This window comes from Pseudomonas triclosanedens (assembly GCF_026686735.1).
Taxonomy (GTDB): Bacteria; Pseudomonadota; Gammaproteobacteria; order Pseudomonadales; family Pseudomonadaceae; genus Pseudomonas; species Pseudomonas triclosanedens.
This window is the reverse complement of sequence record NZ_CP113432.1, coordinates 2319974-2340000: the sequence shown is the minus strand read 5'-3', so window position 1 is coordinate 2340000 and position 20027 is coordinate 2319974. Positions and strand designations below refer to the sequence as shown.

The 20027-nt window shown below is 62.1% G+C and carries 19 protein-coding genes (1 of these 19 cut by a window edge); 4 read left to right on the top strand and 15 right to left on the bottom strand.

The features are described 5' to 3' along the window. Nucleotides 1-320, top strand: the 3' end of a protein-coding gene (locus tag OU419_RS11040) for a helix-turn-helix transcriptional regulator (protein WP_254472196.1). Its footprint begins 553 nt before the window's first position; the window shows 320 of its 873 coding nt (coding positions 554-873); the start codon falls outside the window, past its left edge; it ends in the stop codon at nucleotides 318-320. Nucleotides 321-514: 194 nt separating this feature from the next. Further along, a complete protein-coding gene (locus OU419_RS11035) occupies nucleotides 515-1624 on the top strand; it encodes a hypothetical protein (RefSeq protein WP_254472195.1) in 1110 nt (369 codons plus the stop codon). A 401-nt stretch (nucleotides 1625-2025) separates the two neighbouring features. On the opposite strand, the gene OU419_RS11030 is transcribed toward OU419_RS11035, so the two are convergent. The 10 genes from OU419_RS11030 to OU419_RS10985 form a co-directional block, all read right to left on the bottom strand. Then, nucleotides 2026-2919 (bottom strand): hypothetical protein, encoded by an 894-nt coding sequence (locus tag OU419_RS11030; RefSeq protein ID WP_254472194.1) that lies wholly within the window; start codon nucleotides 2917-2919, stop codon nucleotides 2026-2028. Then, a complete protein-coding gene (locus OU419_RS11025; protein WP_254472193.1) occupies nucleotides 2919-3662 on the bottom strand; it encodes a DUF3944 domain-containing protein in 744 nt (247 codons plus the stop codon). The genes OU419_RS11030 and OU419_RS11025 overlap by 1 nt, the downstream gene beginning before the upstream one ends. Before the next feature lie 27 nt (nucleotides 3663-3689). Further along, entirely contained in the window at nucleotides 3690-3986 is a 297-nt protein-coding gene (locus OU419_RS11020) for a YkgJ family cysteine cluster protein (RefSeq protein ID WP_254472192.1), read from the bottom strand. Next, nucleotides 3979-5625 carry a GTPase gene (locus OU419_RS11015; RefSeq protein ID WP_254500523.1) on the bottom strand — a complete coding sequence of 549 codons (1647 nt, stop codon included), beginning with the start codon at nucleotides 5623-5625 and terminating at the stop codon, nucleotides 3979-3981. The genes OU419_RS11020 and OU419_RS11015 overlap by 8 nt, the downstream gene beginning before the upstream one ends. Beyond that, a complete protein-coding gene (locus tag OU419_RS11010) occupies nucleotides 5622-7391 on the bottom strand; it encodes a dynamin family protein (protein ID WP_254472190.1) in 1770 nt (589 codons plus the stop codon). Before OU419_RS11010 ends, OU419_RS11015 begins: the two co-directional genes overlap by 4 nt. A gap of 8 nt (nucleotides 7392-7399) precedes the next feature. Beyond that, nucleotides 7400-8002: a hypothetical protein gene (locus tag OU419_RS11005; protein ID WP_254472189.1), complete on the bottom strand. Its 603-nt coding sequence runs from the start codon at nucleotides 8000-8002 to the stop codon at nucleotides 7400-7402. 14 nt (nucleotides 8003-8016) lie between these two features. Continuing rightward, complete coding sequence (locus tag OU419_RS11000) at nucleotides 8017-8880, bottom strand: GTPase (RefSeq protein WP_254472188.1); 864 nt, start codon at nucleotides 8878-8880, stop codon at nucleotides 8017-8019. Nucleotides 8881-8912: 32 nt separating this feature from the next. Continuing rightward, nucleotides 8913-9944, bottom strand: a complete 1032-nt coding sequence (locus OU419_RS10995) for a helix-turn-helix transcriptional regulator (RefSeq protein ID WP_254472187.1) — start codon at nucleotides 9942-9944, stop codon at nucleotides 8913-8915. Between the two features lie 144 nt (nucleotides 9945-10088). Then, nucleotides 10089-10220 (bottom strand): hypothetical protein, encoded by a 132-nt coding sequence (locus OU419_RS10990; protein ID WP_268173349.1) that lies wholly within the window; start codon nucleotides 10218-10220, stop codon nucleotides 10089-10091. A 465-nt stretch (nucleotides 10221-10685) separates the two neighbouring features. Next, entirely contained in the window at nucleotides 10686-12131 is a 1446-nt protein-coding gene (locus OU419_RS10985) for an amidase (RefSeq protein WP_254472186.1), read from the bottom strand. 240 nt (nucleotides 12132-12371) lie between these two features. On the opposite strand from OU419_RS10985, the gene OU419_RS10980 reads away from it, so the two are divergent. Beyond that, entirely contained in the window at nucleotides 12372-13199 is an 828-nt protein-coding gene (locus OU419_RS10980) for a substrate-binding periplasmic protein (protein ID WP_254472185.1), read from the top strand. Nucleotides 13200-13254: 55 nt separating this feature from the next. On the opposite strand, the gene OU419_RS10975 is transcribed toward OU419_RS10980, so the two are convergent. From OU419_RS10975 to OU419_RS10955, 5 genes are all read right to left on the bottom strand, one after another. Then, nucleotides 13255-14046, bottom strand: a complete 792-nt coding sequence (locus tag OU419_RS10975) for an aspartate/glutamate racemase family protein (protein WP_254472184.1) — start codon at nucleotides 14044-14046, stop codon at nucleotides 13255-13257. Nucleotides 14047-14125: 79 nt separating this feature from the next. Further along, nucleotides 14126-15286: an NAD(P)/FAD-dependent oxidoreductase gene (locus OU419_RS10970; RefSeq protein ID WP_254472183.1), complete on the bottom strand. Its 1161-nt coding sequence runs from the start codon at nucleotides 15284-15286 to the stop codon at nucleotides 14126-14128. A 33-nt stretch (nucleotides 15287-15319) separates the two neighbouring features. Next, nucleotides 15320-16822, bottom strand: coding sequence for an FAD-dependent oxidoreductase (locus tag OU419_RS10965; protein ID WP_254472182.1), 1503 nt, complete (start codon nucleotides 16820-16822; stop codon nucleotides 15320-15322). A 9-nt stretch (nucleotides 16823-16831) separates the two neighbouring features. Next, nucleotides 16832-17752, bottom strand: coding sequence for an electron transfer flavoprotein subunit alpha/FixB family protein (locus tag OU419_RS10960; protein ID WP_254472181.1), 921 nt, complete (start codon nucleotides 17750-17752; stop codon nucleotides 16832-16834). Nucleotides 17753-17805: 53 nt separating this feature from the next. Next, nucleotides 17806-18597 (bottom strand): electron transfer flavoprotein subunit beta/FixA family protein, encoded by a 792-nt coding sequence (locus tag OU419_RS10955; RefSeq protein WP_254472180.1) that lies wholly within the window; start codon nucleotides 18595-18597, stop codon nucleotides 17806-17808. A gap of 307 nt (nucleotides 18598-18904) precedes the next feature. On the opposite strand from OU419_RS10955, the gene OU419_RS10950 reads away from it, so the two are divergent. Beyond that, nucleotides 18905-20017, top strand: coding sequence for an NAD(P)H-dependent flavin oxidoreductase (locus OU419_RS10950; RefSeq protein WP_254472179.1), 1113 nt, complete (start codon nucleotides 18905-18907; stop codon nucleotides 20015-20017). The last annotated feature ends 10 nt before the right edge of the window (nucleotides 20018-20027 follow it).

Sequence of the window (20027 nt, the reverse complement as noted above, 5' to 3'; positions counted from 1 at the left end):
ACTTCGTCCTGAGCCGCTTCCGCGGTGAGCCAGATGTGCTGGACGCCACCGCGAACGGGCGTGAAGCTGATCTAGGCTGGAGCACCGAAGTCTCGATTGTCATCGAGCCGGACCCACGCCTGAAACCTCAGCAGAAGGCAATCATCGAACAGGACTTCGGGATGCAGGACGGCCGCCTGTTGATCACCAGCCGCGGCGCCCTGGTGCAATATGTCTTGCAGCGCTTCCAGATCGACCCGACGAAGATTCAAACCAAGGCAGCGGCCCAGCAGATCATCGTCGCCAATCTCGACGAACTGCAACAGTGGATCTACCAATAGCGATCTGCCCCTGCCCTCCGCGGCTTCCGCCTCTCCCGGAAGCCGGATATCAGCGCCCTGCATCATCAGCGAGCCCGAACCGCCGAGCTTCTCGATAGGCACATCAGCGTACTGGCACTTCGCCCAGCGGACTGGCATTCTCTCCCCCCGCCCGGCCATCATGGCCGGCCAGAACCCGTCATGGAGGACAGGCATTGAGTCAATCAAGAAAAATCAGAGCCGCACAACTGAGCGCACTGAAGAAGTACGGTGTTCTAGCGGACTTCTCCAGCCTGAACAATGAACAGTTGGACCGGGTGATAAAAGGCGTGGTGCCGGCGAAAGCAGCTCGGGACATGACTTTCGCCGCCTGGTGCGATCAATTGCTGGGCGACGACGTACGTGTGCCTGTCGCCCGTTTCAATGACGCACCCGCCGGTCAAATGCGGCTGGGGAATCTTGCGATACGCGGCGATCTGGTCAAAAACATCAAAGCGCTCGAACGGCAGCATCAGGCCTCACTCAAAGCTGCTCAATACAAGCAAGGCGAGTCCGCTTCCGCTGCCGCCCAGACCGATAACGTCCCACTCGACGAGCCGCCCGGAATTACGCATGCGCTACGCAACTGGTATTCCCAAACCGCTGCGCCTTTGCGTCAACTGCTTGGAGAGGTCAAGGAAACCGACGGCCACATCTTCAATCAGCAGGGAGAGTCAAACAAGGACTACCGTACGCAGTTGATGCAGGCCGTAGTGCAGGCACTGAGCGACTTGGAATATCTCGATTTCTGCAGCACGGTGGAGGCGAGGGAAACCACTTCACGCGAGCCCTCCCCCCTTACGGTCATGCTGTACCGCAGCCCCACGCGTGAAGAGGGAGCGCTCAAGACATTCGAATTCGCCATCGAGGGGATACAGCTCGATGTATGGGAAGCCGCCAACGAGTACCTCCCCTCCATCGACAAGAATTCGCGCTTCGACTGCCACGTACGAGTATCGATCAGCCAACGGCATCAACTGAGCGATGAGGAGCTGTTCCATCTCGAATGTTTCCTGCTCAAGCTGTTCGAGGCAACGGCCAGGTCCAGTGACCGCCGACCCCGCGGCGCATTACGCGAAACGCTCATCCTCTGCCTGCTGCTATCCGAAACGGCCCCGTGCATGCCCTCCAGGATGCGTCTGCAGGAGCTTAGCTGCCTGCGGAGCCAGCACTACGCGGAGCCGCTACCGGGCATTCGAGGTCGCACGAACAAGGACGCTGACATTCCCGCCGGGAAGATCGTCGACTACCTGCTTCAGTTACTTCGCGAATTCACACTGCAATAGCAACCGGCTCCATCTCAGGAGCGCGGAGCAATCCAGTGCTTGACGCGCGCCGCCAGTATCTCTGCCCCTGAGGCTGGACGACGCTCGATGGAGAGCGAGCCACAATAGGGGCAACTTTCCACCCACTCACCGGGAAACAAGACGTCGCTGCGAGGTATGACCGTGCGGTGCCACCGGCATGCGCCGCATTGCAGGACGAAGGGCCGCATAGGAACAGGCATTTGATCTCCCCAGGATATGAATGCGAGCCAGCCCGGCTCGGTCGTACGGCAGCGAGCGTCTTGGGCTGGCCGCGGCTTGCACGGCGGAAATGCCCATCGCCAGGCAGCGCAATCATCGGATGAAGCGCCACTGGCCACCACGCTCCGATGATCACGCCGCAACTCGCTGCAGCTCCTCGTTTATGCAGCCAGCGACTCGATGCGTCCATTGGGGAGCGAGAGCAGCAGACGGCTCTCCTCGGAGCGGATCATTTGCTCCGCCCGATGCTCGATCCGGTGGAAAATCTCGGCCTTGTCACCGAGGCTACCGCGCACCAGCTTGCGGTGCTGCTCGTTGAGGAACCCCTTGTAGAGCTGCATGGCGCCGTCATAACGCTTGGCGCCATCAAGCAGGATCTGCTCGGCCAGGCGGGGTTTGCCGATACGCGATGCCAGCAGGTACTCGGTGTGCATACCGAGGGGGAGTATCTCCAGCATCATGTGAGCGAAATTGACGACGAGTTCGTAGTGCTTGTTGGTCAGCTCGCCGGTGCTGCGTGCCAGGTTGAGCACGTTATCGATGAACGAGAGCGCATGATTGCGCTTGGCGGCTGCCGAGGCGAGCAACGGGCAGGCGATATCCTTGATCTCATGCGCCAGCTCTCGGTCGCTGAGCAGGGTTCGTGCAACCTCGATGCCGCCGATGTAATCGGTGACCTTGTCCATGTAGTAAATGATGTTCTGAGCATGCAGGTCCCGGGAAATCTCATCCACGGTGTCCTGGATCCGATCCAGCTTCGCCGCCAGATACCTGGTCTGGATGATCAGCGCGCCGAGGATGATGCAGGTCGAAGCCGCTGCGGCCATCACAGTGGTCATCTGCGCAGCCTTGATCGCCTCCTCGGCCGACTTGACCATCGTTTCCTTGAACGGCAGGTGCTGGATGATGCCACTCTGGCCGCTCCCCTTGGCCCAATAGGCCACGCCGTCGTGAATGACTGCCTTGCCCTGGGCCAGCGCATCGACGAGGTCCCTGGACAGAGCGGCCTCGTCGATTACCCAGATTTTCTCCATCAACTCTGCAGTAGCGTTCATCAGAAGCGATCCTTCAGTTCGTATTTACGGCGCATGTAAGCAATCTGTATCGCCGCCGGCATGGTCACGCGGTACGCGGCGCCGGTAAACAGCGGCACGGCCAGCGCAACGGCGGCCAGCGGGCCGGCAACGACTGCCACACCGCGCTGGGCCACGAAGCCGGAAGCAGCCGCGATACCGATATTCGCAACACTGAAAGGAGAGAAAAGAGAACGCGCGGAATCAGCAAGCCAGGAGGACCATTCGAAGGAGCCGCGCCCCTTGCCCCGGATCATGTCGAGAATCGATTGCCAATCCGGCGCCGCATGGCCGGCCATATTGAGCCGCTTCAACGCCTCCAGCCGCTCAGCCTCCGACATTTTCTCCCAGGAGAGCTCGACCAGGCGCTCGATCAGCGCATTCTCGATGTCGTAGGCGGAGCTGTTCCTGGCGTACTTCACCTTCATCTTGTCGCAGACATCGCCAAGGATCTCCCGGTAGAAAACCCCGGTTCGCCGGAACAGGTTGACCAGGCTGTCGCCGCCAAAATGCTGAAGCTCCCCGGCAACCAGCTTCCACGACTTGCGCCACTGATCGGGCTGGCCGTCGAGGCACGTAAACGCGGGATTGCTCTTGATCTCACTGGCAATCCGCTCGCTCCCATCCTTGTCATGGACGAGATAGGTAGCCAACTGGCGAATATCCTCTTCCGAGCAATATTGAAGGAAAGCCAGATCGTCATCCGGCCTGTATGTGATACCCATCGATGGTGACTCCTCTTTGCTACCCGCTCAGCCCTGCTCGCGGTCGTGCAGCACATCGCCGCCTTGAAGCATTCTGCAAGCCGCCTGGTTCAACTCGCTGAACTCAGCCCATGACATGACCTGCCGATAAATCGTCTCGTATTGCCGATCGACCCGGCAGATATCCGGGCGCTCGTCGTAGATGCGGCACGTGCGCTGCCCTTCATCAAAATGCACGCAGGTACCATCACCACGATCCAGCGCCGCGGTTTCCTTCAACAAATGGACGCGCCGGCAGCACTCCCCGCACTGATTGCAGGGAAAGCTGCGCTGTTCATCAGACATAAGCCTTCAGGATTGTCTGCGCCTGCACCAGGCTCGTCCGGTCCTCGCAGCGCTCACGCTGGGCAACGCTGAAGCTGCCGCGAATCGCCTTCAGCTTGTCGTTGACCTCGGCGAAATTGCTCCGGATGCTCTCGTCGATAACCTTGACGAGGGTGCTGCGAAACTCCCAGGCAATGCTCTCGCTCAGCTCACGGATCGCCTGGTTCCTGCGCTCCTCCTGCTGCTCGCGCCTGAGCGCATCCTGGCGCACGCGTTCTTCCTCCGGGTCGCCGGCAAACAGCGAATACAGCACCTGCCCTGCCTGGTAGGCGAGCCCAATGGCCGGCACGATCTTGCCGACTATCTGCTCACCGATCTTGCCCATCGTCACCGGACCGATACCCTTGAACAGGCTGGGCAGCAGCTCCTTGCCCAGCTTCAGTACACTGACGACATGGTCGGGCTTGAGCATTCCCCCAATCTGCTGAACGCCGCTTTCCAGCGCGCTGAGGTCGATGCCCGGCCCCTTGGCTTCCGCCTCGGGCGCCTCTTCGTCAGGCGGCAGATCCAGATCGGCATCCACAGGCGCCATCTGCGCACTGACACGGACGCTCTCCAGCATCTCGTCGAGCAATACCGACGCATCGACAACCAGCCGTCGAAGCTCGCTTTCCAGCTCGGCAAGCAGCTCGCTACCGGCGCTTTGCACCAATTCAGCAATCCGCTCCTGGGCGTTATCCTGGGAGCTGGAAATGATGCTGAAGGCACGTTTTTCGACGAAGGCGGACCGCGCATCGGCCAACGCTTTCAGGCTGGCCCGCAGGTCCATTTCGCGACGGGCAATGTCCGCATAGAACTCATCGATCCTCGCAGTGGAGGCAGAGTCGCTCTGCTGATCGAGCAGACGCAGCGTCTCGTCGAGAAGCCCGGTCAGCTCGCTGACGAATGCCCGGACGATATCCTGCTGGTCAACAGAGCTGAGGAACTTGTACAGCTCACGCTCCAGCAACGGCAGACCGGAACTGGCCAGCAGGTTCTGCTTGCCCTCCACCTTCGCCTTCAGGGCCGTCCTGGCATTCACCTCAAGAATCGGAATGAACTGCAGAACCTCGTGCAGGCCCTTCTGCGCCGCCATGCCCTGGAGGCGTTGACGCAGCTCATCCTTGATTCGCTCGGCATCCATCGGCTCGAGCTTGTTCTTGCAGTTGAGCACCAACACGATCTTCTTCCGGCGCTCCACCAGATCCAGCAGCGTCGACAGCGTCCCGGCCTCTTCCACCACGCCCAGTGGATTGACCACGAAAATCACCACATCGGTCGAATGCAGTTGAGCCTGGGTAACCTCTTCGTGCTGGATAGGCGCATCGATACCGGGTGTATCGAGAATCTCGAACTCGCGCCACTGATACTTGCTTACCTTGTCGGTTTCCGGCCTGTCGGCCACCTTGGCTCGATCGGCCTCCCCGAGCAGTGCGTTGATCAGCGTGCTCTTACCGGCGTTATAAACGCCATACACCATGATCGAGGCGGCCGGAGAAGCGCGCCGCTGCGCGACCATCTCGCGAATGGGCGCGAGACCGGACGGGTTGTACTTCTCGCAGATCCCCTCGATCGCATCGAAGGTCTGGAAAGCCTGGGACAAAACACTTTGCTGCATCATCTATCCACCTGCGAAAGTTTCTCGAGACTGCCCATCAGCGCTGTCACGTCGCCATCCAGGACTTTGCAATACTCCTGCATGGCGCTGCGGAGCGGGTTGTAGCGCGCGTTGACATACTCCGAAAGCGCGCCCGGAAGCGTGCCCGCGTAATTCGCCATCGCCGACTGGCGTTGATCCTCGCGGTTGTCGCCGACCACGACATCATGGCGGCCGTACTCAGCGCGGGCCGAGCTTCCGCCCATACCTGCCATGCTGCCCAGCGACGCCCCCAGCGCGGCACCGGCCGGCCCGCCGAAGAACAGCCCGATGCCACCGCCCACGAGCGCGCCGATGGCACCGAGTGTCTTCTTGCTGCCCTTGCGAGTACCGACGAAATACTCCCGTTCCTCGACGATCTCCCGATACTCGGGAATGGCGCCCAGGCGGCTGCTGTCGAAAGCATCGCGGAATGTCTTCTGCTGCTGTTCGCCGATCTTCTCGAAGGCCTCCTCTGCGAGTTCCCCGATGATCTCGCCGGCCTTCCTGCGCAGCGCGCCTTCAAGATCGTCAAAGCGATTTTCAGCGAAAAGCTGGTTGATGTAGCCGCGCATCTGGCTCGCCCCTTTTACGCCAAGGTTCGCCAGCAGGCGCTGCAGGGTGCCATCCTGCGCGGAGACGCCGGAGGCGAAGCCATCGATCAGTTCCCGCACTCCGGCCAGATCACCGGCAGTGGTTCGGATCGAGCGCCGCAGATTGTTCATCGGCGCCTCCAGCTTGATGGCCAGAGCCTGGCTGGTGCAGATGCTCTGCAATTCGTGCATCAGCCTGCCCATGCCACTCGCGGCTTCACCTTCAGGCGTTGGGTTGAGTTCGGCGAAGCGCGTCGAAACAGGTAGAACCTCAGCCAGAACGCCAGAACTGGCATGAAGCTGCTCAAGCTCGTTACGCACATAGGCCACCTGTTCCCGGCGGTCCGACTCACTCTTCATGATGACTGTACTGATGAGGTTTCCGTCGGCGTCCTCGTCTTCATCAGGGGTATCGCTACCTGTCAGCAACACCATGATTTTCTTGCCGTTATCGAGTAGCTCTGTGATCTCTTTCATATCCGATGCACGCCCCGGTGCCTGGGAACTCATCGTGTAGAGAATGAGATCGGCGTGCTCGACGTACTCCTTCGCCAGGTCGCCGTTGCTGCCGTTGACCGAGTGCAGCCCCGGTGAGTCAACCCAGGTCAGACCTGGCAGCCGGAAGCCCTGGATGGAACTGGTAGCCTCGGTCGCTCCAACGCGGAACTGCCGGTTTGTTTCAGCCTCCTTTTCCTGGTCACCGCTGACCACAGCCGTGCGCTCTTCGGAGAAGTAACTCGGCGGCAACGCCTGCGCCTTGAGTTCAGCGCTGGGCTCGCTGTGCCCCCAGGCCATGTAATTCCCAAGCGAACTCTTGCCGGACTTGACCTTGCCATAGATGAACACCAGCAACGAGTCGCCGAAGCCCTCGCGGAACCGGGTACCTTTGGCTCGGTTGGCAACCTGTTTCTCCCAACCATCGAAAGTGGCCGCCAACTGATCGGCAAGGCCGTTGGCGAGCGGCTGCAATGGATTGCCCGAACCAATCAGTCGGCTCAGCTCCTTGCTGCGCAAGTTCAACTGGCTGGCGAAGTCGCGGCGCAATTGGTCGAAGGCCGCCTCCTTGCTGCGAATATCGCTCGTCTGCTGATCGAACTGCCCTTGCAGCGCCTCGAAGGACGCCATCAGCTCGCTACGTGAAACGGATTTTTCCTGCATGGCACCAACTATCCCTGTGCTTGGATCTGTTGCTTGAGCGACCGCAGCGCCTCAAGACGCTCATCGGCTGCGAGAATCTTGTCCAGGTCCTTTCGCTCGGACTTGCTGAGTTCGATCGCAGCCTGCCGCTCGGCCTCCGGTAACCGCGAGGTCTGCCCGCCCAGGAACAGACGCTCCAGCACCAGCAGATTTCCGAGGGCGCTATCCAGCTCCCTGGCAACGTTGGCGTCTTGCTCCGCGCCATTGCAGCGCAAAGCCGTACTCAGCAACTGCGCATATTCGAAGTCGGCCGCAGCATCGGCCTTCAAGGCATCCTGGAATCGCTCGCAACTCAGCCCGCCAATCGAGTCCGGTGCCTTGCCCAGGGCCTCCAGCGAGCACGCCAGATAGGCGCTCGCTTCTTCGAGCTGACTCTTCCTCTTGCCCGCCAGTTGGGCTTCCAGCGCTCCACGCTCGCGCTGGCGACTGGCTTCGCGTTCCTGCCTCTGACGCTCGGCTGCGCCGGCGCTGGAGGAAGAAGACGAACTGCTGCTGTCATCGTCGGAGACAGCCTTGATCACGGCGGCCGTGGCGGCCACAACAGCCGCCCCGATAAGCCAGGGTAATGGCATGGACGAGTCCCTCTCTAAATGTTTTCCAGCTTCCGCTGCAGGTAATCGATATCCGCCTTTTGCGAAGTGAAGCTCCGCCTCAACTCGGCCATCATCAGGTTGAAATCACGCACCTTCTCGATGAATGGCTGCTGTAGCCCGGTAATCAGCGCTCGCTCCTCGTCGATTGCCTCATCCAGCTCGCGCAGCACTTCCGCCCGGCGTTGGGCACGTCGTACAGCACGCACACCTTCGATCTCGCCTTCGATTTCCTGTGATAAGGCATCGAGATGGTCGCGCAAGGCCGGAATGCCACTTTTCAGCTCCAACGTCGTTTTGCCTTCGTTCACACCTTTGCCGTAGCGCGTACTGGAGACCTCGAAACACGCGGGCTGCACCCCGAAGAACTCCTGCATCTGCGCAAGAATGCGCGTGCGGATGAGATCCCTGTCAGGTGCCGAGAACTTGTCCAACTGGCTCAGAACCAGCACCAGTCGACGGTCCGTTTGCGCTCCGTATGCCGAATTGACCTGACCGAGCAAATCGATCTCTTCCTGATCGAGCTCACCAGGCGGCGAATGGACGAAGACCGTTACATCAGCGGCATCCAGCCCCTTGAAGGCCTCCGCGCTGTCGCGCTTGTCGATGCCCAGCCCTGGCGTATCGACAAGCACATAGCGCTCGGTCTCCAGCTCCTTGTTGCGCAGCGTGGTACGCACCACCCCGGTAGCGAAAAACTCCTTGGCCACATGCCCGGACAGCATGTTGAGCAGCGAGCTCTTGCCCGCCTTGACCAGCCCCCAGGCCGCGATACGAGGCTTGCTACCGCCCTCGACCGCATCCAACAACTCACAGCAGGCAGCCTGCAGGTGAGCGAGTCTCTGTTTCCGTTGCTTCATCGGAAATCCCGTTTCCATGACGGCGGCACGCCCTAAAGGGGCGTCGCCCGCGCGTGTGGTGTTGAGTACAGGCGGTGCAGGCTTTCCAGCTTCAGGCGGATTTCATCCACCCATGCCTGCGGGGAGTGAACGTGAATCTGATCGTTGAGGCCGAAGATCCACCAAAGAGTCTCCTGATCGAGCGGAACATGGGCGCGCAGGCGCAACCAGTTGCTGCCGGACAGCGGCTGCAGACTCTGCTGCTCGCTCAGCGGCGTTTCGTTCAGCAGCCAGGCAAGTTGGGGATGGACGTCAGCGATCAGCTCCACCTCATGCGCAGCCTGGCGCGAGGAAAAAGCGCCGTCCGCGATGTAGCGATCCAGGTCGAATTCGGCGTGCTCGGTAGCGGGCGCATCGAGCACGACAGCCGACTGCATCCGATGCAACGCGAACTGCCTCAGATCGGCGTAGCGGTTTGCGGTGCCGATCAGGTAGGTGATCGAGTGACGGGAGACCAGAGCGACCGGATGGATGCACAGGCTCTTGAGCTCCTCCTTGCTCCGGCTCAGGTACTCGACCTGCAACTGGCGGCCTTCGAGCAGCGCAGCGGACACCTGTGCCCATACCCCGGAAGCCAGCGGGGCGGGCATCAACGCCTTGCCATTGGGAAGCGAGCGAACCCTGCGCGCCCAATGCGCCAAACCGTTGCGGCCAAGCCCGTCGAGATAATTGCGAGCACGACGGAACTGCGGCCCGAGCTGTTCGAGGACACTCTGGGGCAGCGTACCGCTCAGATGGTCCTCCGAGAGGTACAACGCCAGCGCGGTCGGCGGGTCCATGTCCGCAAACTCAGGCCTGCAGTCCCGCATGAAACTCCAGCGGTAGGGGATCTCGTCCGTGTCGCACTGCAACGAACACGGCCCGAGAAGCCGTGCCAGATCCCGCTGGACCGAGCGAAGGGTAACGCTGAATCCTCGCTCCTTGAGTTTCTCCAGAAGAGTAGTGGTTGCTATTCGCCGCGGCTCTTCGGGAATCAGGCGCATGAGGGCAATCAGCCTGAGCAGCGTATCCTTCGCTTCGGACATCGTTCTACCTTGAGATTTTCCAGTTCCGGCTTGCCAGTCAGCCATTTGGCGCCAGAGGTACGCCAAGCCTATCGTGATAAGTGGCGTTTTGCCATATGACAGGCCGGGCAAGTTGCCGCTCCGCCTGCGTCACGACTCGCCCCGTTATGCAGGGCATTCCGAAGCGGCCGACATGCGCCCCTCTTTCTCGCGCTTCAATTCGCTGTATTCGCGATACAGCTCGTAGCCCTTCTTCACCACTACGACCAGACCAATGACGGCAAGCAAGTTCTTCATACGCAATTACTCCTGATTGAAAGCGTTCGGCTCATCGCTCCCGAATCAACGCTCAGAGGGGTGATCCCCTTCAAGCCCGTGCGGGCGCCAAGAAGCTCCAGATGGCTCCGATGTCACGGCGAGCAGTGTGGGAACCGCCATATTGACGCTCCCTCAAACTGCGCCATCCAGGCGACCGGAACTCAGCGATACCGACACCGGCGCCTGTTACGAAGAACACTAAACCAGCAACGCGACAACCTGCGTCGCCGTAGCGCAACGACGCGCTCCATCATCAACCGAGGAGGGCCGCAGTACGCGAGCACGATGCAAGGCGAAGAGCGCATGACCGCTGGCATCGACTATGCGCAATCGCCAGCGAGTTGGCCGGAGGCGACGGCTCTCGACGACCTCTGGTACTGAGGGATGCTGCCTGAACAGAGCCACATCGCCGCCGCGAAGCTCGCGGCGCACTTGCGCCCTGCGTCAGGCGGTGGGGAACTTCAGCGTGGCGTAACGCCCCGACCAGGGCAGCGTGGCTTCCAGTTGGGCCGAGGTTCTGAGCAGCAGTTGCTCGTCACCATAGCGACCGATCAGTTGGATGCCCACTGGCACGCCTTCGGCAGTCCAGTGCAGGGGCACGCTGGAGGCCGGCTGCCCGGAGGCATTGATTATGGCAAGAAACTGGGTGTACTTCGCCGCCTCGCGCCGGAACGAGCGGAAGTCACTGTCCATCGACAAGCTGCCGAGCGGAAGCGGCAGTTGGGTCAGCGTGGGGGTGAGCACCAGGTCGAAGCCGACCATGTAGGCCTCCATCACCCGCGATATCTGGTGAAAACCGGTAATGGCACGCACGTAGTCGACCGAACGGGTCACCAGGCCGCGCCGGTAGGCATCGAAGATCGCCGGTTCCAGCAGTTGCGCCCATTGGTTCGACGGGCGCCCGCGCGTGGCTGCGGTGATGGTCAGGGCGGCATTGGTCGCCAACACATCAATGAGGCCATCGATGAACCCCCAGTAGTCGAGGTTTGGCGGAGCGCTCATGGCACACACCTGGTGGCCATTACGGCTGAGCGCCTGCGCAGCGACTTCGACCGCCTCCAGGCAGGGTTCGGCCACCGCGCCATCCCAGGGCGTGGTCCATTTCGCGATGCGCAGCGGCCGGCTGAAGGGGCGTTCCAGGTTCGCTAGGTAGGAGCCTGCCGGTGCAGGTCCCGCATAGGGCGCACCCGGTTCGGGGGCCGCTATCGCGTCCAGCGCCGCCGCGCTGTCGCGTACCGTGCGGCTCAATACACCGTCCGTTGCCAGACCGCCCCAACCCTCTCCGCGCGAAGGGCCCATGGGGATCAGACCGCGCGACGGCTTCAGGCCGAACACACCGCAGCAGGAGGCCGGAATGCGAATGGAACCGCCGCCATCACTACCATGCGCCAGGGGTACCACACCGGCAGCCACTGCCACCGCGGCTCCGCCGCTCGAACCGCCAGGCGAGCGCGCGGTATCCCAGGGGTTGCGGGTGGGCGCCGCATACTCGGCGGCCTCGGTGGTGGGCGCCATGCACAGCTCAGGCACGGTGGTCCTGGCAAAACTCAGCAATCCTGCAACGCCGAAGCGCTCGACCAGAGTGCTGTCGTAGTCGAACCGTGTGTGGCTGAACAAGCGTGAACCCAGTGACGATGGCAGTTGCTTCGAGGCCAATCCGGAATCCTTCAGCAGGAACGGCAGGCCCTTGAAAGCGCCAACCAACGGGACCTGGCGAGCCATCTCCAGGGCCTCCTCGTAGTGCTGGTGGCACAACGCGTTGAGCGGCTCCGCGCGTTCCCGCGCCAGCCTTACGGCAAGCTCCATCAATTCGAACGGCGATACCTCGGCCGTCTCCAGCAGTTTGGCCAGAGCCAGTCCATCCAGCTTTTCGTATTCGCTCGCAAGCATGACGTCCTCTGCGGTAGTTCGACGGTAACCCGGCATTGACAGACCAATCGTAATGAGATCACTCTAATACCAACCAGTCAGTCTTATAGACCGTCCAGTCAGTATACATCGCGAACAACTCGGCGCTATGTGTCAGCTGTAACTGGTTGCTTGCTCTGCCCCCATCAAGATGTCGCATGCAGGGTGCCTAGCCAGGCCAACCCCAACGATAAAAAACTGTACACATGAGGAAGGTAGTGAATGCGCAAGATATCTAGTTACGTCGTCTGTGCCTGTATTGCAGCTTCTGGAAGCACTTTTGCCGCGGATGCCTGCAAGCCGGCACACGACCTGAAGACCCTGGTACCGGGACAACTCACCGTGGCCACCATGGTCATCCCGCCCTTCTCTATCCCCGAAGGGAAGGGCATCAAGGGCGTGGATGGCCAGATCATTTCCCGGATCGCGGAGATGGAGTGCCTCAAGTTGAAGCCGATATTCGTCGATACCCGCGCGGTGATGCAGTACGTGCTGATCGACAAGGCGGACGTGGCCGTGGGGAACTGGTTCCGCACCGCCGCTCGGGGCAAGGTGATGGATATGAGCGAACCGGTCTACATCGACAGCCTGGGTGTGTATTCCAAGACAGGTGTGAAGGACCTCGTCCAGCTCTCCAGGGAAGACAAGATCGTTGGCAGCGTTCAGGGCTACAACTGGACCGCCGATCTGCAGAAGCTGTTCGGCAACAATCTCAAGCTCTACCCCAACCCGGTGGCACTCGCGCAGGACCTCACTTCCGGCCGTGTCGACGTTGGGCTGGACAGCTACTCCAGCGGTATCTACGCCCAGCAGCAAGGCGCCCTGGGCGGCTACAAGATCGTGCACGCGGCCCCGACCGAAAGCGTCAAGGCATCCATCGAGCCGGCGCAGATCGCCTTCATGTACAAGAAGGGCAACGACCAGCTTGGCCAGGCGATCAACGCCAACCTGAAAGTGATGCGCGACAACGGCGAAGTGGGCGCGGCTCTCGAAGCTTACGGCCTGAGTGCGCAGGACAGCGACGTGGGCACGCCACGCGAGATCGAGTGAGCAGGAAATCGAACCGGCAATGAAAAAGGGCGACCCCAGGGTCGCCCTTTTTCATTCACGCCCGGAGCGGATTGGGTTTGCGCTTGCCGAAGCGCAGGCGAACGCTCTCGAACTCTTCCCTGCTGCGATCCGCCAGGCTCTGGTAATAGGCCTTGCGACTCACGCCATAAGCGCCCTGCTGTTTCAGTTCGGCCAGGGCCTGGGCCAGCTTCAATGCCGCGGTATTGGGATTGAGGATTGCCATATCGCGGGGCTGGCCGTTCTGCACCGATTTCTCGTAAGACGCAGAGATGATGGTGCAGCCCAGGATCGCTACTTCGGCATTGGCGCGCTCGCGGATGGCGTTGGCGGCCGCCACCGCGTCACGAGCGACGCCATTGGTGTCGTTGATCATGTCGGTCACCCACCAGTCGATGCAATCGACGCTCAGGCAATGCGCCTCCTCGCCGTACAGACGGACCATATCGCGCAGATAGGGCACGGCCTTGTGGTGATCGGTCACCAGCACGTAGTCATGCCCATAGTACGGAGCGAGCTGCATGGTCGCCTCCAGCGGGCCGATCACCGGGATGTCCACCAATTCGCGAGCGACACGCACGCCCGGGTCGTAACAGCAGCCCACGATAACCGCATCGAAGCCATCCTTTTCCGCCTGGATGCAGCTCTCGAACACCGCCTCCTCGATCAGGTGCTTGCTGTAGTAGTAATCGATGTTTTCCGGGCAGTCGCGGGTATTGCTGACAACCAGCTCCGAGCCGTTGTTCAGGTAGGGGCTCATGGTTTCGTGGATGAGACCGTTGTAGATGTCAGTGCCGAATGGATTGATGAAGTTGATCTTGACGCCCATATTCGTTTTCCCCTCTGTTTATTGTTCGAAGCGAAAGAGGCCAGCAGCCAACACGAGCCAGCCATGCGCATATGCGTGTTCAGGTGTTGTAGGCGCCCGGTTGCCAGCGGCGCAGTTCCTTCCAGTTCGAGGGCAAGGTGCGGAAGCGGTCGAGCCCGAGCTCGCTGATCGGCAGGCAGGTGCAGCCGTCCAGGGCCAGGTCGCGAACCGCCACACCGACGCTCACCGCCATGCCGAAGCCATGACCGGAAGTGCAAGCGATGATCAGTCCCTCGGGAGTGCCGAGGCGGTCGACGATGCATACCTGGTCGGGCGTAACGTCCACCACTCCAGCCCAGCAGCGCAGCAGCGGAATGCTGGCGATGGAGGGCATAAGCTCGGCCAGGCGCCTTGCGATGCTGCGCACGATCGGAGTGTTGGGCCGGGAGGTTTCGCCGGTCAGCTCGACATCGATCCACTCATGCGGGCCGCCGTTGAAATGGATGTTGCCGCGCCGGGTCTGGCGCAGGGACAGCCCGTTGCCGACCATCGCAACGTCGAACAACGGCGGAAGAGGTGCAGTCACCATGGACTCCAGGCGCACGGTGGCGATGGGCACCTCGACCTCCGCCAACCGAGCCACCTTGGCCAGTTGCGGCCCGGCACAGTTGACCACCACGGGGGCGTGGATGGTCTGGCTGGGCGTCTTCACGCCCTTGACCTTTCCGCCCTCGACCAGAATAGAGGTGACCGGGCTGTTCTCAAGGATCACCCCACCGCGATCCTGGAAGGCCCAGGCAAATGCCTGGGAGGTCCTCTGCGGATTGCCATGTCCCGATCGGGCGGTGTAGATGCCCCCCACCACGCCCTTGCTGAGGGACGGCGCAAGTTTCCGGCAATGCTCCCCATCGATCAGGTCGAAAGCGATGTCGGTGGTGGAGAAGAGCTCAAAGGTCGACTGCATGCCGGCCCATTCGGCTTCATTAGTGGCGACCCACAGGCGCCCCTGCTGCTTCCACTCGGTCGGGTAACCGAGTTCTTCGTCCAGGGTGTTCCATAGCTTTTCCGCCTCGGCGGCCAGCGGCGATTCCTTTGGCTGCTCGCCGCGCAGGCTGAGGAAGCCGGTGGCCCGGGACGATGCCTCACCTGCGGTCAGGCCCTTGTCGAGGACAATCACCTGAGCCCCCGCCTTGGCCAGCCAGTAGGCGGAGGACAACCCGGTGATCCCCGCGCCAATGATTACTACGTCTGCCGTTTGCATGTGTCGTTCAACCTGCTCAACTGGTCTGCGGAGTTAATGGGTTCCCGTCACTTCGCCCTCGACAGGGTGAAGCCACGTTGGCCAGTGCTCACGAATGGACGCGGGTTCGTCATGCGCCCGCATGATCGTCAGTGGCAATGGCCGTACCGGAACGCGGTAGCTGCCCGGAGTAACGCTGGACAGCGACAGTTGCGCAGCGTTGGCCACCAGCATCGCGGAGTGTTCGCGACAACGGCGGCCCTGGCAGTGCCCCATACCGACCCGGGTCATGCGCTTGAGCATGTCCTGGCTCGCCCTGCCGTCGGCGACCAGCGTCCGCACGGCGTTCGCCGGGCTGCTGGCGCCGTCGCATACATAGCGGGGGGCACGGACTTCAAGCAGCTCCCGACGGCTGACCTCTTCGCATTGGCAAACCATCACATCCATGCCGCCGGCAGCCACCAACGACTGCAGCCAGAGCTCCGGCGGATAGACCGGTTTCGAAGCGGACGCCGGCTCGGACAGGGTCCGGGGGACGTCGACCGCTTGCAGGCCTTCCCGCCGGGCAATCTCCGCCACCGCGACTTGCGCCTGGCGTACGGCGACCTGCTCGTCGACCAGAGCCGCCTCGCTGACCCCGGAGGCATCGCCGATGACGAAGATCCCCGGCACGCTCGTCTGCATCTGCTCGTCGAGGCTCGGGACCCATCCGGAGCGGGCCGTGTCGAACTCATGGGCGCAGCCTGCGACCGCTCCCAACTCGATGTTGGGCACCAGGCCGAACGCCATGCAGATGGTGTCGCAGGGGATGCTCTGCTCGCTCCCGTCGCCCAGCGACTTCAACTGTGCGCCGGACACCTCGTTCACGCCCAGTGCACGCACCAGCGTCTGGCCGGTGAAGAAGGCAACGCCCTGCTCTTCCAACTGCTGCCTCAACGCGCTGTCACCCTGAACCTCGGTGGCCGGCTCGACGATGCCGGCGATCGTCACTCCAGAATCCAGCGCCTGGGCTGCCAGCCGCAGCGCCGTGTTGCCGGAGCCGAGTACGAGCATCCGCTCGCCGCCCAGAGCCTGATACTTACCCAGCAGGTTCGCGGCACCCATGGCGCCGAGCACGCCGGGCAGGTGCCAACCGGGAAATGACAGCACCAGATCACGCGCGCCGGTGGCCAGGATGAGGTTGTCGAAGCCAACGATCCACGACTTCTCGTTATCGGCCAGCCCCAGTTGCCGGCCCCCCAGGTGCTGGCTGTTCGGGCCGGGGATGAATACGCCCCACACGCAGGTGTTCACCAGGACTTCGACCCCGGCCTCCAGACACTCCATCAAAGCATCATTGGAACCCAACACCCGATCGGCAACGGTGCCCTCGTCAGACAGTACCGGCGCCAGCCTGGCGCCGTAGAAGTATGGCGCGTCGAGACTCATGGCCGAGGAGCCTTGCGGGTGCTCATCGATGAGCATGACTTTCAGCCCGGCCCTTATCGCCGCCAGGGCGGCGCTACATCCGGCAGTACCTGCGCCGACAATGACTAATTGTTCTACATCGGTAGCCATGACATTCACCTACTTGCTCTTCAACTCGTTCAGGCGCGCGGAAAATGCCGGTAGCACTTCATTGGCATCGCCAACCACGCCGTAACGGGATACGGAAAAGATGTTCGCCTCGGGATCGCTGTTGATCGCAATCACGTTCCGCACGCGGGCGATGCCTGCCAGGTGATGTATCGCGCCGGAGATGCCCGCGGCGATGTAGACCTCGGCATTGACCTTCAGGCCGCTGAAGCCGACCTGCATCGAGGATGGTGCCCAGCCCATTTCGACGGCCGCGCGCGTCGCGCCGACGGCGCCGCCGATGGACTTCGCCGTGTCTTCGATTGTCGACCAGTTTTCCGCGCTGCCGATGCCGATGCCGCCGGAAACGACTACCCGCGCGGTGCGCAGCGACGGGCCAGCCCCAGTTGCTTCGGCGATCACCTCCAGCAACTCGACGGGATTGTCCAGCGGACCGAGCGCGAGCGTTTCGATAGCAGCCTGCCCGGCCTGGGCCGGCTCCGCGTGGGCGCCGGGCGCCAGGGTAAGCACCTTGAGCGGAGCCTGGAGCGACCACTGAGCCTGCACCGCGCCGCCACACACGGCGCGGGTGGCACTGACCTCTCCCTGGGCGAAAACAATCGCGCTGCAGTTGCTCAACAGACCCGCACCCAAGCGCGCCGCCAGGCGCACGGCCCACTCGGCGCTGCTGGAGTTGTGCGGAACCAGCACCACATCCGGCGCCGTCGCTTCAACGATTTTCGCCGCGGCCACCACCAGGGGCTCGCAGGTGCAGTCGCCAAGGCGGGGATCATCGATGACCACGACCCGAGCCAGAGCATACTGCGCCAGGCGCTCGGCCGACTCACCGACGTCCTGGCCGAGCAACCCGCCGACAACGCTCGCTTCCGCCATCGCGGCCAGTGCCTGGCCGAGCGCCACGGCCTCGCTCAATGCCTCCACACCTGCGCCGGTTTGAACCTCGCCAAGAACCAGAATCCCACTCATCAGAGCACCCCCTCGGCTACCAGACATTCGGCCAGTGCGCGGCCATTGGCCCTGTCGGAGCCCTCGGCGATCATCACGGTCTGCACATTCACCGGCGGCTCTATGTACAGGCGCCGCACCACGCTCTTTGGCTGCAGCCCTGCCAACCCAAGGTCGGCAGCCGACCAGTTCGGTACCTGCGCCTTCTTGGCCATCATCACTCCCTTCAGAGCAGGGGCCCGGGGCTTGTTGATCTCGTTGGAGATGCCGAGCAGCAATGGCAGGCGCGCGCGCATGCGCTGCACGACGCCATCACCGATCCGCTCGACGACAAGCGTTTCGGCACTAGCTTCATGGATGGCCCGGACCGGGGATACGGAGGCGAAACCGAGCTTCTCGGCCAGAAACAGGTGGGTCTGCCCGGCGTCGGTATCCGAAGCCGCCTTGCCGCAGAGAATCAGATCGACGTCATCGAGCCTGCCCACGGCTGCGGCGATCAGCTCGGCGATGACGTCGCTGTCGCAGGCCAGGCCGGTGGGACCGGGAATCATCACCGCAGCGTCGGCGCCCATGGCCAGCGCTCGGCGCAGCTGAGCGACCGACGACTCGTCGCCGACGCTGATTGCGGTGACCTTGCCGCCCAGAGCCTCCTTGAGGCGTATCGCCTCCTCCACTGCGTTCGCATCGTAGCCATTGAGCACGGGGCTCATGCTCGAGCGGATTTCCAGTGTCTTGCCATCCGCGCCAACACCCAACAACGAGGGTGCAGTGTTCGGGTCATAAACCTGCTTGAGGGTTACCACGATATGCATTCGACGCTCCTTCGATGCCAGCCGTGCACGCGGCCACTTCAGGTGAGGTTCGTGCCGACCCGATGCTGGAGCGCAGCTCATGCGATCCCCGATACCCGGGGTGCCGCGCTCCCCAAAGTCGGGGCCTGGCCGCGCAACACCATCAGTACAGCAACGACGAGCATCGAATGTAGCGCTTTTTGACTAACAGGTATACAAAAAAGACTTGCAAGTCTAATCTGCTCTCGCGAGTCGTCCCGAGTGGGGCGTCGTCCGCCATAAAGGTCAACCAGGCCGGGCTACCGGCCACAGGAGAGGCTTCAGACAAATGCGTACCGCTGTTACAGAAATGTTCGGAATCGATCTGCCGATCTTTGCATTCTCCCATTGCCGCGACGTCGTGCTGGAAGCATCCAGGGCCGGCGGCATGGGCATCCTTGGCGCCGCCTGGATGACTCCCGAAGAACTGGAGGTGTCGCTGAAATGGATAGACGAGCGGATCGACGGTAAGCCCTACGGGGTCGATATAGTGTTCCCGGGAACCTTCGCACCGCTCACCGACGACCGCGATCCGGAGAAGATCCTGCCGGCAGGGCACCGCCAGTTCGTCAACCAATTGATGGACCAAGCCGGCATCCCTCCGCTACCCGAGGACGACGCCAAGGCATTCGCCCGGGAACATGCCGATAAGATGAAGATGACTCCCAGCGACAGCGAGCGTTCGTTGCAGATCGCACTGCGGCATCCGTCGGTCAAGTTCATCGTCAGCGCCATGGGCGCGGCCCCCAGGCATGTGGTCGACCTGGTACACGAGCATGGCCTCAAGGTCGGCGCGCTGGTGGGCAACATCGACCATGCCATGAAACAGAAAGAAGTCGGCGTCGACGTGCTGATAGCCCAGGGCGCTGAAGCCGGCGGCCATGTCGGTCGGGTTGGCTCGATGGTGCTGTGGCCGCAACTGGTCGATGCGATGGCGCCGATACCAGTCCTGGCCGCCGGCGGCATCGGCCGTGGCCGCCAGTTCGCCGCTGCCATGGCCCTGGGTGCCGCCGGCGCGTGGTGCGGTTCGATCTGGCTGGGTACGCGGGAGAGTGACCTTACCCCGGTCATGAGGGAGCGCCTGTTCGAAGCCAAGTCCGAAGATGCGGTCGTCAGCAAGGCCTTGACCGGCAAGAACTGCCGCATCCTGCGCAGCAACTATACCGAGGCCTGGGACAAGTCTGCCGACGTGAAACCGCTGACCTTCCCGCTGCAATCGATCCTCGGCGGCGAACCGCTGCGTCGTGCCGAGCGGGTTCGGCGCATGGACTACTGGACCTACGCGGTAGGGCAGATCGTCGGCGACATGCAGCAGGAGACCAGCGTTCGGCAAATCTTCGCGGAAATGCTCGGCGAGTATGTCGAGGTCATGGAAAACCTCAACGCCATGCTTGATGAGTAAGGAGTGAATA